The organism is Mesorhizobium sp. M1252 (assembly GCF_040318265.1).
Lineage (GTDB): Bacteria > Pseudomonadota > Alphaproteobacteria > Rhizobiales > Rhizobiaceae > Mesorhizobium.
The window spans coordinates 288,155-301,106 of the sequence record NZ_JAMYLX010000006.1; the positions used below are offsets into that span (position 1 = coordinate 288,155).

Sequence of the window (12,952 nt, forward strand, 5' to 3'; positions counted from 1 at the left end):
GCCTTCGAGAGGTCATTTCCTCCGGGTCGTCGGGCGGATAGTCTGTCGCCAAGTCAAGACGGAAGAGATCCAATGAGCGCGCACCGCGGCGGCTGCCATTGCGGCAACATCCACCTGACATTCGAAACCGGAATCGTGCCGTCCGAGATGGAGATCCGCGCCTGCCAATGCGCCTTCTGCGTCCGGCATGGCTCACGCGCCGCCGCCGATCCGCAGGGGCGATTGATCGTCGCGGTCGAGGACGAGGCCCGGCTGCACCGATACCGGTTCGGATTGCGCACGGCCGATTATCTCATCTGCCGGGACTGCGGCGTCTATGCCGCTGCTGTGACCACCGACGGCGAACCGAGAGCGATCGTCATCGTCAATGCGCTGGATGACCGGCCGCGGTTCAACCGCGAGCCGGTCCCAATGGACTATGATGCCGAGAACAAAGAGGGTCGCATTGCCCGGCGGCAAGCGCGCTGGATGCCGGTCGAGATCCGCTCCGGCCTCAGCGGATGACCGGTTCGCCGTGGAAGCGGCGGCGCGAGGGCGGCGAGACGCCGAAGCCGACCTCCATCATCAGCCGTGGCGTGGTGGACGGCACGGTGCCCATGTGGAAGCCGAACGGGTCCTCGACGAAGCCGAGGCCGGCCTCGCCGGTCAGCGTGACCGGGCTGTCGTCGCCATAGACCTTGAGCACGTCTTGCGCCGGATGGCCGACCAGCAGCGTCAACTGGTGCTTGAGGCTGCGCCTGTTGTGGCTGCCTTTGACATAGACATGCGGGCCGGTGCCGGCATCGCAGGGCTTGAGATAGAAGAAGAATTTCAGCATCCGCCAGTCGTCGAGATCGAAATGATATTTGCCGAGCGAGGCAAGGTTCTTGTCGGCGTCGGAAGCCTCGCCGGTCGGAAAGCTCCACCAGACACGCGTGGTGATCAGCTTTGCCTGCCCGCCCAGATAGTGCTGGGCGATGTCGAGCAGCAGCGGGTCGTTCTGGATGGCGAGTGCCGCCTTGCAGCCGAGGATGCGCTCGAAATAGTGTCCGCTGAGCAAAGAGCGGCCGAACCGCTTCTCGGCTTCTGCGTGTTCTCCGGGCATGAATTCGAGCCGGCGGTCGAAATTGCCGAAGCACGGCGTGCTCTGAGCAAAGCTGGCGATCTCTTCGTGGATTGCCTGCGGAAGGACCAGTCCGGAGAACAGGCCATCGGTGCGCAGCGCCGCGACGATCGACTTGAGGTCGACGCCCCTGAACATCGTCGCTCCGGCACTCTGCGCGGGGCGCGCGGCTTTGGCGCCAAGCCAGTGCAGCTTGCGCGCCGGCATGGTGCGGGCAAGCACGAACATCGGCAGCCATGCGGGATTTTCGCGCAGGTCGGACAGATAGGTCGGGATACGCACCGCAATGCGGCGGAGCAGGCTGCCGTTGCGGGCAACGGCTTCCAGACTGGGGGCGCCGGATTTGTCAGGGGTCGAAAGGTTCATCGGGGTCCTCAGATATGAACGGCAGCAACGACGACGCGGCGCTTGCTTACCGCTCCGGCACTACCCAAACCCCGATATCCCGCATCAACGGAATGCTAATCCCGCGTCAGCTTTTGTGCAATGCACAATAGGTTTTTGCGGCGAAAAAGCCGGACGGCGCAGCGGACAGTGTCAATTCCGGGGGGACGCCGACGCTGCCCCTCATCCGCCCTTCGGGCACCCTTCTCCCTGGGAACGGGGAGAAGGGAGAAACATCACTTCTTCGGCGCCAGCCAGATTTCGGCGTCGAGCCGCCTGGTGGCGAGACCGCGCGCAAGGGCTTCGGCGCTGTGCGCGTTCTTCGACAGGGCAGCGGCCTGGCGCTTGCTGATGACCAGCCCTTCGGCCAGCGCCCGGTTGCCCGAAAACACCCGTGACAGGAACGGCGTGCGGCTGCCGCGCGCACGGGAAAAGCGCGCCGGCATGGTTTGCCGCGCCGTGTGAGCGACAACGTCGTCGATCCAGCCCTCCGCCAGCCTTGCGCCGGGTTCCAGAAACAGCAGCCAGTCACCCTTCGCCTGCCTGATTCCCGCGGCAATGCCGCCGGCCACGAAGTGGCAGCCGGCATGATCGGCAACCCGATGCGTCTGGTCGGTCGAGCCGGTGTCGCAGACGATGACATCGCGCACCACGCCCTCGACCGCGCCGCCGATCAACGAGGCGAGCGTGCGGGCAAGGCCTTCTTCGTCATCCCGGGTTTCGATGAGAACGCTGAGCATTTTTAGCCGAATAGCGGAAAGCCCGGCGCAGCGCCAGTTGTGCATGGCCCAACGAAAAAGTTCTTGCTTTGTTCTCATCAGCGAAATAGGATTATTTTCATGAACAGAGCGATTCGACAGCCAGCCGACAGTCCTTGGGAAAGGGCCAAAATGGAACATATCGTGCGTGCGGACATTGCTGCTTTCGGAGCAGGGCGAGCCGAGATGGCCAATGCGATGATCGAACAGAGCGGCATGCGCGTCCGTCCGGATCGCAACCGCGGCCGTTCCGCCGGCATCAACCCATCCGGCCGGTTCGAGCCGGTCAGCCGGCATGTGTTCGACGACGGCTGGAATTCGCTGGAGGAATTGCCGCCGTTCAAGACCGAAGTGCAGGTCGAGAAGCCGCGCACCATCATCACCCGCAACGAATCGCCCGACATTTCCTTCGACCGCTCGATCAACCCCTATCGCGGCTGCGAGCATGGCTGTGTCTATTGTTTCGCCCGGCCGACGCATTCCTTCATGGGCCTGTCGCCGGGGCTGGATTTCGAAGCGAAGCTGTTTGCCAAGCCGGATGCGGCGCGGCTGCTCGACAAGGAACTGTCGAAAGATGGCTATCAGCCGCGCACCATCGCGATCGGCACCAACACCGATCCCTACCAGCCGATCGAGAAACAATACCGGATTATGCGCGAGATCCTCGAAGTGCTGGAGGCGCGCGGCCATCCGGTCGGCATCGTCACCAAATCCCATCTGGTGACGCGCGACATCGACATCTTGTCGCGCATGGCCGAACGGGGCTTGGCCAAGGTGGCGCTGTCGGTGACGACGATGGACCGCATGCTGGCGCGCACCATGGAGCCACGCGCGTCGACGGCGACCAAGCGGCTTGAGGCAATCCGGCAGCTTTCCGATGCCGGCATCCCGGCCTCTGTCATGGTGGCGCCGATCATTCCCGGCCTGACCGACCAGGAGATGGAGCGCATCCTCGATTCGGCACGCGCCGCAGGCGCCCGCGAGGCCGGCTATGTCATCCTGCGCCTGCCGCTCGAGGTGGCGCCGATCTTCAAGGACTGGCTGCTGCGCCATTATCCCGACCGCTACCGGCACGTGATGTCGCTGATCCGTTCGATGCGCGACGGCAAGGACTATGATTCGGAATGGGGCAAGCGGATGAAAGGCGCCGGCCCCTATGCCTGGCAGATCGGCCGGCGCTTCGAGATCACGGCCAAGCGGCTCGGCCTCAACGCCGAGCGGCGCACGCTCCGAACCGACCAGTTTGTCGCCGCCGCCAAGGCGACCGAGCAGCTGATGCTGCTCTGAGAGTAGCGCCTGCCCTGCCCTCGTGGTTGGCAGGCGACCCACGAATCCCGTCCGGCCTGTCCCCCGGCCTGCAGACGGTGCCCTCCCGGTCTTGCCCCACTCGACCCTGGAGGGACTTGCGGAGAATCGGAGCCGATGCGAACCTCGCCGCAACATGGCTCGCGCGCGTTCCGATTCTCCGCTTCTTTTCGAAATCGTCGAAAAGCCCGACTTCTCCTTCGAGACGAAGGCGATGGCTGAAGGCCTGTGGCCGGTGGCAGGCATGGACGAGGCCGGCCGCGGTCCGCTGGCCGGGCCGGTGGTGGCGGCGGCGGTGATCCTCGATCCCGCCAACATTCCCGACGGGCTAGACGATTCCAAACGGCTCAACCATTTGCAGCGCGAGGCGCTGTTCCTGAAAATCCTGGGGTCAGCGCTCGGCGTGTCGATGGCCTCGGTCAGCGCCGAAGGCATTGACGGCAGCAACATCCTCAAGGCCAGCCTGGAAGCCATGCGCCGCGCCCTTGCCGGCCTGCCGATCCAGGCGAAGCTGGCGCTGGCCGATGGCCGCGATGTGCCGCCGGGCCTCCTCTGCGAAGGCCGCGCGCTGATCAAGGGCGACCAGCGCTCGCAATCGATCGCCGCCGCCTCGATCGTCGCCAAGGTGATGCGCGACCGCATGATGTGCGGCTGCGGCAGCCATCACGAGCGCTACGGGTTCGAGGTCCATATGGGCTACGCCACCGTGCGGCACCGCACCGCGATCGAAGCGCATGGGCCGGTGGCAAGGCTGCACCGGGCATCATTCGCGCCGTTCAGGCTGGGTGGGGTTGAGGTGGTGGAAGAAGAAGGGTTTGTCGGGTTGGACAGCTAATCTCCCCCCTTGAGGGGGAGATGGCCGGCAGGCCAGAGGGGGTCACCGCGCGTGAAGCGCCAGCCCTTCTTCGCAGCAGAATGCGTCGCGCCCGGTCGAACGGACCCCCTCTGTCGCCTTTGGCGACATCTCCCCCTCGAGGGGGGAGATCAGGCGCACACCGCCTTCGCCAATCTCCGTCGCCGCTCAACAAAAAAGCCGGCAGGTTGCCCGGGCGGCTTGATGTCAGCGAGTTAACCCCGCTCAGTTCAGCCTGGCCTTCACGTCCTGCAGCGCGGACTTGAAAAGATCCGCGCCGGCCTTGGCGTCGATCTTGCCGGCGAGCAGCGTGCGGGCCGCCTCGACGGCGATGTCGACGGCGCTGGCGCGCACTTCGGCCACGGCTTCGCGCTCTGCCTGGCCGATCTTCTGCTCGGCAAGCGCAGTGCGACGGGTGACATAGTCTTCGGTCTTCTTGTGCGCCTCGGCGGCAAGCATGTCGGCCTCGCGCTTGGCGGCAGCGACGATGGCTGCGGCCTCCTGCTCGGCTTCCTTGCGCTTCTTCTGGTACTGTCCGAGCAGTTGCTGGGCCTCTTCGCGCAACCGGCGGGCTTCCGCAAGCTCGTCGCTGATCTTGGTCGCGCGGGCGTCGAGCGACTTGGCGATCAGGCCCGGCACCTTGATGTAAACGGCAACGCCGAGGAAAATGACGAGGGCAACCGTTGCCCAGAGCGTTGCGAGAGATGTGGCGTCCATGATGTGCTCCTCACCGGGCCACGGATTTGACCGCAGCCAAGATCTCGGCCTTGCTGGTCTTGCCGCCGACAAGCGCATCGACGATGGCTGAAGCGGTGTCCTCGGCAATCGTGCCGACTTCCTTCATGGCGTTGGCCTTGATGGAAGCAATGCTGGCCTCGGCCTCGCCGAGCTTCTTGTCGAGGGCGGCCTCGACCTTCTTGCGGGCAGCCTCGGCTTCAGCCTTGGCAGCGTCGTTGGCCTGCTGCCCGATCGCGTTGGCCTTGGCCTTGGCTTCCGCCAGTTCCTGCTCGTAAGCGGCAACGGCGGCGTCGGCCTCGCCCTTCAGCCTGGCGGCCTGGTCGAGGTCCTGCGTGATGCGATCGCTGCGGACGTCGATGATGCCGCCAAGGCGCGGCATCACCACCTTCTTCAGGAACAAATAGAACAGCCCGAACGTGATCGCCAGCCACAGAAGCTGGGACGGAAACGTCGCCGGATCGAATGGCGGGAACGTGCCGTGCGCCTCGGCAGGCACGCCGGTGCCGGAATGCGTGTCGCCTTCCGTACCGGTATGGGCGCCTTCAGCGGCGGGTGCGGACTCTTGCGCAAACGCAGATGTCACGAACATGGACTATCCCCTGATATCAGGCATGGCCGCAGGAATGCGGCCAGCCAATTCTTCCCAATGCTCGTCCGACCAATAATTGGCCGAACAGGGGCTCAGCCGAACAGGGCGAGAAGCGCGATGAGAAGCGAGAAAATGCCCAGAGCTTCGGTCACGGCGAAGCCGAAAATCAGGCGGCCGAACTGGCCATCGGCGGCCGACGGATTGCGCAGGGCGCCCGCCAGGTAGCTGCCGAAGATGTTGCCGAGGCCAATGCCCGCGCCGCCCATGCCCAGGCAAGCGATACCGGCGCCGATGTACTTTGCTGCTTCTGCGTCCATTTTAAACTCCTTTGGATCTGTAATTCGTTGCAATTCCATCCGGCGAAAGATGCCGGAAATTCTAGGTCAGTGCCCGGGATGCAGGGCGTCGTTCAGATACATGCAGGTCAGTACCGCAAAGACGTAGGCCTGCAGGAAAGCGACCAGCAATTCCAGCGCGGTCAGCGCGACTGCCATGGCCAGCGGCAACACCGAACCGGCAACGCCGACGGCGCCGAGCGCGCTCAGGCTGACGACGAAGCCCGAAAACACCTTCAGTGTGATGTGGCCGGCCAGCATGTTGGCGAACAGACGAACCGAGAGGCTGACCGGGCGCGACACGAAGGAGATCACTTCGATCAGCACCACCAGTGGCAGCAGGAACACCGGAACGCCATGCGGCACGAAGAGCTTGAGGAAACCCAGACCGTGCTTCGTGAAGCCGTAGACAACGACGGTTCCGATCACCAGGGCTGCGAGGCCGAAGGTGACGATGATGTGGCTGGTGACGGTGAAGAAGTACGGGAAAAGGCCAAGCAGGTTGGCGACCAGTACGAACATGAACAACGAGAACACGAAGGGGAAGAACTTCATGCCCTGCGTTCCGGCGGCGTCGCGCAGCATGTTGGAGACGAACTCGTAGCCCATTTCCGAAACCGACTGCAGGCGCCCGGGAACAAGGCTGCGGCTCGAGGTCGAGAGGTACAGAAACGCCGATGCGACGAGCACGGTCGCGACCATGAACAGGGACGAATTGGTGAAGGACAGGTCATAGCCTCCGATGTTGATCGGAATCAGCTTGACGATATGGAACTGGTGGATCGGATCGACCTTGTCAGCAGCCATTTACATCCCCGTCAAAGCCGCGAACGGCCTTAAGTGTCCTTGTGCGCCGTTGGCGGCGCCATTTCATTCTTTCGGATCGTGCGACTTCTCGCTTTTTCCGAATTCCGCCACAACACCTGACGAACGCAGGACATTGAGCACGCCGGCGCCAAAGCCCAGCAACAAGCCGACGACCAGACCCCATGGCGAGGTTCCCGCCACACGATCCAGAAACCAGCCAAGGCCCACACCCACCACTATCCCGGCGATGAACTCGCTGGACAGCTTGAGCGCCTGGCCATATCCGGCCGTCGCTTTCGCGCCGTCATTCCCCTCGAGCTGATCCGGCCGTCTTGTCGCAAGCGATGCTCCAAGCTCACGCCGGCGGCGTTCGAGATCTTCGTCGCGGATGTCGGCCTCGTGCTTGCTGCCGCGGCCGGTTTCTCCGGTTCCGTCTGGCCCGTTCTTGTCGGCCATCGTAACCCCCCTGCCCGGTCAGACCGTCGCCGTCCGTCCGCTTCTAAAGTCGCCGGCAACATAGTTAGAGGGTTTGCGCCCGTCAAGCCACGGGCGGGACTTCAAAGCCATGTATTTTTTCTATTGAAATCAATCACTTGGCGAGGTGCGACATCGTGCCCGGCACTATCGGGTCGGCACATGCCCCGAATCCGTCCGGCGACCGCTGTCCGATTTCGGGTTCCGGGACCTTTTGCGGTCCGTTTGGGACAGGCAAGCCGAAGGACTCAGCTCCAGCCGCCGCCATAGGTGCGGTAGAAGATATGCAGGCCGATCTTGGTCATCTTCTGCATCGTGCGCGCCCAGCCCGGATGGACGTAGTTGGCGTAGTAGTGGGTCGATGAGCCGACTTCGGGAATGAAGATCTTGCCGGCGGTGACCGCCATCGCGACGTCCTGCGCGGTCTTGTAGTGGGCGGGGCTCTCGATGCGCTTCTTGCGGCCGTCGCAGGCGAAGGAGAACTGGCAGCGGTTCCGCCAGTTGTCGTTCTGGTAGACGACGCCGCAAATCGAGTTTGGATAGGCCGGATTGCGGACGCGGTTCAGAATGACCTGGGCGACGGCGGCCTGGCCGCGCACGGATTCGCCGCGCGCCTCGAAATAGATGCCGTTGGCAAGGCAGGCCTGCTCCTTCGTGGAGAAGACGCTGGCCGGCAGCGGGTTCTGGATCCACGAGTGGTCACCCTTGGCCATCGGCGGAATGAAGCGCCCGCTGCTCGGCTCCTCGTCCTGCAGCAGCGCCTCGAAGGGTGAGGCCTTGGCGTAATCGGGTTCGGCCTGGGCATAGGCGGTGGCCAGCACGTCCGGTCTGTCATTGTTGACCAACGCGGCAAGCATGGCCGGCACGCCGGGATCGGGCTTCTTGTCCAAGTTGGTATGGAAGGCCTGGGCGATCTGGATTTCCTTGCCCTTGATGCCGGGCTTGGCGAAGGCGAGCTTCAGGCCGCTGTCCATGCTCGGCCGCAGCAGCGAGGACGTGCGCTGAAAGATCGAGCCGGCATTGAAGTTCTTCGGCGGCGCCACCGGCGAGACCTGGATGATGCGGCCCTTCTTGTCGGCGCGCATCACGCGGTCTTCGTCGGGCGTGACGCCGGCGACATTGCCCTTGCCGCGAAACGAGACCTTGCCGACGCCGGGCAGGCGTACGCCCGAGCCCGAGAGCGAACCGGTGGTGACGGAATCGATGAAAGGCATTTCGGCGGCATGAACCGAGCCGGCGACGGAGCGCTCGACATAAGAGTTCCAGCGGGAGCCCGATGCTTCGAGGCCGGAAATCAAGCTGCCCATGTCCTGGTAAGCGACGACAGTTGGAAAGCCGATCCAGATGCCGAGCCCGACGACCAATGGCGATACGAAGGAACGTTTTTTCTCACCGGCGGCGGCGGCCAGCCGCTTCAGGACACGTCGATGCACGGGGAACTCTCCAGAAACGCCACTGAGCCACTGGAGAGCCAAAGTGAAGCATTAACCTTGATGCGGGGTTAACGTGGTCGATCGTGCTTTTCCGAAGCGGCCCGAAATGGGACGCCGCTTGCAGGCCGGCCAACCCGTCAGTTCGGCCGCAGGAAAATTGGCCATGCAATCATGGCGCAGAGCGCGCCCACCAGCCAGACGCCAGGCCACGACCAGATGAGCAGCAAAGCCGGAATGGCGGTCGGCACCACGAAGAAGGCGATGAAGACGAAGCTGTTGGCAAGACCGAGCGCGGTTCCGGCGCGGCTGGCGCCGGCAAGCGTGGCGAGTTCGGTGTAGGCGACGCCATGCCAGGCGGAGACCGAAATGCCGGCAACGACCAGCAGCACGTCGATCGCCGGGATCAACGCGGCATGGGCGTCTGGCGTGGCTCCTGCCGCCAGGACCAGCAGGCCGACGGCCGCGAAGCCAAGCGCGCTCGTCATGCTGCAGAGGCGCAGGAACCAGCGGCGGTTGCCATGGCGGTCGGTGAAGCGGCCGCTCCAGACGCGCATCACCATCGCACCGGTCTGCACCGCGGCAAGGCTGGCGCTGATCGTGAGCGTGGCCATGCCGGCGAAATCGTGCAGGAAGACGGAGGCGAAGGTGAGCACCGCCACTTGCGGAAAGCAGAGCAGGCCGATGGCGGTGGCGATGCGCCAGACCTCGACATTGCGCAGCGGCGCCGGACCGCCCGACTTTGCCATGGCCATGCTGCCGGCATTGTCCAGTTCCGGCGGCTGGTGCAGCCATCGCCAGGCAAACAGCGCAGAGACGGCGTTCATGGCGGCCAGCAGCCCGAAGACCGCCGCGAAACCGTGCACCGATGCCAGCGACGGCAGGACCAGCGCGCCGAGCCCGCCGCCGAGCGGCACCGCGGTCTGCCTGATGCTCATGGCAAAGCCACGTTCGCCTTCGTGGAACCAGGCCATGATGGCGCGGCCGCTGGAACCGTTGACGCTGCCGCCGAGCAGGCCGGCGACCAGAAGGCATGCGGCCAGCATTGCGACGCCAGGCACATAGGTCACTGAGGGCACGATGAACAACGCCATCAGGGCGAGCCACGCCGCGGTCGCACCAAGGCCGGTCAACAGCACGCCGCGATCTCCCCAGCGGTCGGTGAGCAGACCCCAGGGCAGTTCGCTCAAGGCGACGCCCAGTCCGAGAAGGCCGAGGACCAGACCGAGATTGCCATTGCTCAAGTGATAGCCCGACCGCAGAAACACCGCCGCCGCCGGTATGCCGGCGAAGGTGGCGGAGAAACTGGCATTGGCGGCAACGCCGATGCCAAGCACCTTCCAGCGATGATTGGCGCGAAATCGTTCAGCCTTCGACGTGACGGCGGCGGCTCGGCCAACCCGGCCTGGCTCACAATTTGCGTCGGCAATCGACATGGCGGGACTCCTGTTGATGCCCTCTCGGGACCTTGACGCCTCGTCTTTACCGCCATAACTTCATCCCGAATATCGGGAATTTTTTGACAATCGTTCCCGAAAAACAGGATCGTTGAGATGCGCCGCGTAACCTTCGACCTCGATGTCCTCCGAAGCTTCGTCACCGGCATGGAACTCGGCAGCTTCGCCAAGGCCGCCGACCGGCTTGGACGCTCGACCTCGGCGGTGAGCGCGCAACTGAAGAAGCTGGAGGACCAGGCGGCGACGCCGATCTTCCGCAAGTCGGGCCGCGGACTGGCGTTGACCGAAGCCGGCGAAACCATGCTCGGCTATGCCAGGCGGCTGCTCGAGTTGAACGACGAGGCGGCCTCGGCCATCCACGACGTGGAACTGGAAGGCTGGGTCAGGCTCGGCCTGCAGGAGGATTTCGGCGAGGCGGTGCTGCCGGAGGTGCTCGGACGCTTCGCCCGCGCGCACCCCAAGGTCAAGATCGAGGCGCGGATCGGGCGCAGCTATGAACTCGCCGAGCGGATCACATCAGGCAATCTCGACATTGCGCTGGCCTGGGACAGCGGCCAGGCGCTGCCTTACAGCCGGCATGTCGGCGACGCGCAATTGCGCTGGATCGGGCCGGCAAAGCTGATCGAGACCAGGCTGCGCGAGGGCGAGGCACTGCCGCTGGTGGCGCTGGAAGCGCCATGCCTGCTGCGCAGAGTGACGACGGAAACGCTCGACCGCGCCGGCCTGCCATGGCGGATGGCCTTCTCCAGCCCCAGCCTTGGCGGCATCTGGGCGGCGGTCGCCGCCGGCCTCGGCCTGACGATCCGCACCGATATCGGCCTGCCGGCCAATGTCAGGGCGATGGCGCCGCAAACGCTGGGCTTACCCGCGCTGCCGACCATGGCGCTGGTGCTGCACCAGAAAGACGCCGAACTGGACCCGGTGGCGGCGCGGCTGGCGGATATATTGTGGCACGCGGCGGTGGCGGCGCTGCCGCAGGACGAGCGGTTGAGAGAGGTCGCTTAGACGGAAGCGGCTGTCCAGCGTAGCGTTCCGTCACACCCCCCTCTGTCCTGCCGGACATCTCCCCCGCAAGGGGGGAGATTGGATCTCGCGAATGCTTTCGCCAATTTTCAACGTTGCAAGAGAGGCTCCAAAGACGAAACGACTGATCTCCCCCCTTGCGGGGGAGATGCCCGGCAGGGCAGAGGGGGGTGCTGCCCCGCCAATCTTGCGGAGAATTTCGCAACCGTCACCGCTCACTTGCGCTTGTTCGCTCTCCCCGCGAACGGGTTGTCCGAAGTCCGCAGCGCTATCCTGATCGGCACGCCGGGCATGTCGAAGGCTTCGCGCAGGCTGTTGGAGAGGTAGCGGACATAGGATTGCGGCATCGCGTCGGGCCGCGAGCACTGGACGACGAAACCCGGCGGCCGGGTCTTGGCCTGGGTGACGTATTTGACCTTGAGCCGGCGTCCGGCGACGGCGGGCGGCGGATGATGCGCAAGAATGCTTTCCAGCCAGCGGTTGAGCTTGCCGGTGGAAACGCGGCTGTTCCACACCTTGTGCGTCTTGATGACGGCATCCATCAGCTTGTCGAGGCTGCGCCCGGTCTCGGCCGAAACCGTCACCGCCTGGATGCCGCGCACTTGCGGCAAAAGCCGTGTGGTCTTTTCGCGCAATTCGGCCAGCAGTTCCTGCGGATTGTCGATCAGGTCCCATTTGTTGAAGGCGATGACCGGCGCCCTGCCCTCGCGGATGATCAGGTCGGCGATCTGGAGGTCCTGCTTCTCGAATGGGATGGTGGCGTCGAGCACGATGATGACGATCTCGGCAAAGCGGATGGCGCGCAGACCGTCCTGCACCGACATCACTTCCAGCTTTTCGTGGATCCTGGCCTTGCGGCGCATGCCGGCAGTGTCGAACAGTTTTAGGCGACGGCCATGCCAGTCCCAGTCGACCGAGATGGAATCGCGGGTGATGCCGGCTTCCGGGCCGGTCAAAAGCCGCTCCTCGCCGATCAGCGCGTTGATCAGCGTCGACTTGCCGGCATTGGGACGGCCGACGACGGCGATGCGCATCGGCTTGGTGTCGTCATAGGCAGGTTCGGCGTCGGGATCGGTGATGTCCTCGCCGATCAGCACCTCGCTGGCGGCGACGTCCTCGGCCTCGTCTTCTTCCTCGCCGAAGGCGCGGTCTTTGCCCAGCGCCTCGATCACCGCGTCGCGCAGATCGGGCATGCCCTGGCCGTGCTCGGCCGAGACCGGGATCGGCTCGCCGAGGCCGAGTTCCCAGGCCTCCAGCATGCCGCCCTGGGCGCCCTTGGCCTCGGCCTTGTTGGCGACCAGCACGACCGGCTTGCCGGATTTGCGCACGATCTCGGCAAAGGTGCGGTCGTCGGGCAAAAGGCCTGATTTGGCGTCGATGGTGAAGAAGATCAGGTCGGCTTCGCGGATCGCGATCTCGGTCTGCGCGCGCATGCGGCCGGGCAACGTCGAGGCGGCGGCGTCTTCGAAACCGGCGGTGTCGATGACATCGAAATGCAGATCGTAGAGTTTGGCCGCGTGGACGCGACGGTCGCGGGTGACGCCCGGCGTGTCGTCGACAAGCGCCAGCTTCCGTCCCACCAATCGGTTGAAAAGCGTCGATTTGCCGACATTGGGCCGGCCGATAATGGCGACTTTGAAGCTCATCCGGCTATCCATATCATCGCCCAAACCGCAGCGCGCCCTTGGGTCAGGCCC

General features: G+C 64.6%; 14 protein-coding genes. 4 read left to right on the plus strand and 10 right to left on the minus strand.

The features are described from left to right. The first annotated feature begins 72 nt into the window (after window positions 1–72). On the plus strand, window positions 73–504 hold the full coding sequence (locus NKH22_RS15010; RefSeq protein WP_023692109.1) for a GFA family protein: 432 nt from the start codon (window positions 73–75) through the stop codon (window positions 502–504). On the opposite strand, the gene NKH22_RS15015 is transcribed toward NKH22_RS15010, so the two are convergent. Together NKH22_RS15015 and NKH22_RS15020 are read right to left on the minus strand one after the other, a co-directional pair. Then, window positions 494–1,468 (minus strand): hypothetical protein, encoded by a 975-nt coding sequence (locus NKH22_RS15015; protein WP_023821013.1) that lies wholly within the window; start codon window positions 1,466–1,468, stop codon window positions 494–496. The two genes, NKH22_RS15010 and NKH22_RS15015, sit on opposite strands and share 11 nt — an antisense overlap. 254 nt (window positions 1,469–1,722) lie before the next feature. Further along, complete coding sequence (locus tag NKH22_RS15020; RefSeq protein WP_023684377.1) at window positions 1,723–2,226, minus strand: glycosyltransferase; 504 nt, start codon at window positions 2,224–2,226, stop codon at window positions 1,723–1,725. 150 nt (window positions 2,227–2,376) lie between these two features. On the opposite strand from NKH22_RS15020, the gene NKH22_RS15025 reads away from it, so the two are divergent. Together NKH22_RS15025 and rnhB are read left to right on the plus strand one after the other, a co-directional pair. Beyond that, window positions 2,377–3,531: a PA0069 family radical SAM protein gene (locus NKH22_RS15025; protein WP_023692111.1), complete on the plus strand. Its 1,155-nt coding sequence runs from the start codon at window positions 2,377–2,379 to the stop codon at window positions 3,529–3,531. A 154-nt stretch (window positions 3,532–3,685) separates the two neighbouring features. Next, window positions 3,686–4,384: a ribonuclease HII gene (gene rnhB, locus NKH22_RS15030; protein ID WP_023726390.1), complete on the plus strand. Its 699-nt coding sequence runs from the start codon at window positions 3,686–3,688 to the stop codon at window positions 4,382–4,384. Between the two features lie 243 nt (window positions 4,385–4,627). Here the strand turns inward: rnhB and NKH22_RS15035 are convergent, their stop codons facing one another. The 7 genes from NKH22_RS15035 to NKH22_RS15065 all read right to left on the minus strand — a co-directional run bounded on the left by NKH22_RS15035 (window position 4,628) and on the right by NKH22_RS15065 (window position 10,211). Continuing rightward, on the minus strand, window positions 4,628–5,119 hold the full coding sequence (locus NKH22_RS15035; RefSeq protein ID WP_023668483.1) for a F0F1 ATP synthase subunit B: 492 nt from the start codon (window positions 5,117–5,119) through the stop codon (window positions 4,628–4,630). Between the two features lie 10 nt (window positions 5,120–5,129). Then, entirely contained in the window at window positions 5,130–5,729 is a 600-nt protein-coding gene (locus tag NKH22_RS15040; protein WP_023738460.1) for a F0F1 ATP synthase subunit B, read from the minus strand. 92 nt (window positions 5,730–5,821) lie between these two features. Further along, a complete protein-coding gene (locus NKH22_RS15045) occupies window positions 5,822–6,046 on the minus strand; it encodes a F0F1 ATP synthase subunit C (RefSeq protein ID WP_006206606.1) in 225 nt (74 codons plus the stop codon). A gap of 66 nt (window positions 6,047–6,112) precedes the next feature. Next, entirely contained in the window at window positions 6,113–6,871 is a 759-nt protein-coding gene (locus NKH22_RS15050; protein WP_023668485.1) for a F0F1 ATP synthase subunit A, read from the minus strand. A 63-nt stretch (window positions 6,872–6,934) separates the two neighbouring features. Beyond that, window positions 6,935–7,327: an AtpZ/AtpI family protein gene (locus tag NKH22_RS15055; protein ID WP_023668486.1), complete on the minus strand. Its 393-nt coding sequence runs from the start codon at window positions 7,325–7,327 to the stop codon at window positions 6,935–6,937. 266 nt (window positions 7,328–7,593) lie between these two features. Next, a complete protein-coding gene (locus NKH22_RS15060; RefSeq protein ID WP_023821012.1) occupies window positions 7,594–8,778 on the minus strand; it encodes a cell wall hydrolase in 1,185 nt (394 codons plus the stop codon). Window positions 8,779–8,915: 137 nt separating this feature from the next. Further along, complete coding sequence (locus NKH22_RS15065; RefSeq protein ID WP_023821011.1) at window positions 8,916–10,211, minus strand: MFS transporter; 1,296 nt, start codon at window positions 10,209–10,211, stop codon at window positions 8,916–8,918. A 117-nt stretch (window positions 10,212–10,328) separates the two neighbouring features. On the opposite strand from NKH22_RS15065, the gene NKH22_RS15070 reads away from it, so the two are divergent. Then, window positions 10,329–11,237, plus strand: coding sequence for a LysR substrate-binding domain-containing protein (locus NKH22_RS15070; protein ID WP_023821010.1), 909 nt, complete (start codon window positions 10,329–10,331; stop codon window positions 11,235–11,237). Window positions 11,238–11,470: 233 nt separating this feature from the next. Here NKH22_RS15070 and der read toward each other — a convergent pair whose 3' ends face one another. After that, the gene (gene der, locus NKH22_RS15075; RefSeq protein WP_023692116.1) at window positions 11,471–12,901 is read right to left on the minus strand and encodes a ribosome biogenesis GTPase Der; all 1,431 of its coding nucleotides are present in this window, start codon (window positions 12,899–12,901) and stop codon (window positions 11,471–11,473) included. Window positions 12,902–12,952: the final 51 nt, after the last annotated feature.